This is a genomic window from Candidatus Kerfeldbacteria bacterium, from assembly GCA_016214565.1.
Classification (GTDB): domain Bacteria; phylum Patescibacteriota; class Patescibacteriia; order UBA10025; family JAHIVO01; genus JAXDBW01.
The window spans coordinates 1-1,122 of the sequence record JACROE010000001.1 but is presented as its reverse complement, the minus strand read 5'-3'; the positions used below and the strand labels follow the sequence as shown (position 1 = coordinate 1,122).

Sequence of the window (1,122 nt, the reverse complement as noted above, 5' to 3'; positions counted from 1 at the left end):
ATTGGAAATATGCAGGCCAGCGGCTAAATTGTTCTGTAATTGTTTGCGGCGAGATGAAAAGCCTATGCGAACGATTTGAAAAAACTTTTTCTCTAAATTTTCCCCCTCACCCTTGCTCCCTCTCCCCTCTGGGGAGAGGACTAAGGTGAGGGGTTTTTGATGCATAACAATCCGAAGAATCGCGCTCTCCACCTCTGGCTCTGGCCAAAAAGCGCTGCGTGGCACAATTCGCACAATCTCCGGCTTGGCGTAAAATTGAACGGCCACTGACAATAAAGACATTTCTCCGGGCTGGGCACAAACGCGCTCGGCCACCTCTTTTTGGACCATAACCACAAGAAGTTTTGGTCGCCCATCCATCTCCCCTCCCTCGATGGGAGGGGATGAAGGGGAGGGTGAAATGAATCTCCTCAATACAGCCGAAGTAATACTGTAGGGTAGATTGGCGACGAGTTTATAGTTCTCATAACTCCCCCTACCCCCTCTTAACTTAAGAGGGGGATCGAAATCGTCTCCTCCCCTTAAGATAAGGGGAGGCATGGAGGGGTTATGAAGATTGGGAATTGGTAATTGGTAATTAGGAATTTTCAGAATGTCTCCTTGCACGAGCTTCACATTCTTATGTGACTCCACAATTTTTGCCAATGCCTCGAAAATCCGCGGGTCTTTTTCCACCGCTATCACCTGCTTAGCCTTTTGCGCTAGAGCTATGGTCAGGGCACCGAATCCCGATCCAATTTCTAAAACAGAGTCACTCTTTTTTATCTCCGCCGCCTCGAGCATCTCATCTAGGATGCTCGGATCAATTAAAAAATTCTGCCCAGCGCCGCGAGTGGGCTTGATCTGAAACTGGTCACAGAGTTGTTGAATTGTGCCTGAATCAGTCAAGGCTTCAAGTGGTTCCGTATGAATATATTTCCAGTCAATCATAACTTGATCGCTCCTTGTCGTATAATAAGAATTTCTTCATCAACGACTTTGGCGATTGTGGATGGCTTTCGCCGCGGCAATGGGCCGGCGTCGAGAATCAAATCTGGTAACCCCCTCACCCTCCCCTCTCCCCTCTCCGCCAAAGGCGGATGCGCCTTGGGAGCATGGGGAGAGGATTGAGGTGGGGGGGCA

General features: G+C 49.4%; 1 protein-coding gene. It reads right to left on the bottom strand.

Annotated features, from left to right (window positions below; genetic code table 11):
* Positions 1–930: 16S rRNA (adenine(1518)-N(6)/adenine(1519)-N(6))-dimethyltransferase (locus tag HZC01_00005; protein ID MBI5037081.1), on the bottom strand; the 930-nt coding region annotated here is incomplete at its 3' end.
* Positions 931–1,122 lie beyond the last annotated feature (192 nt).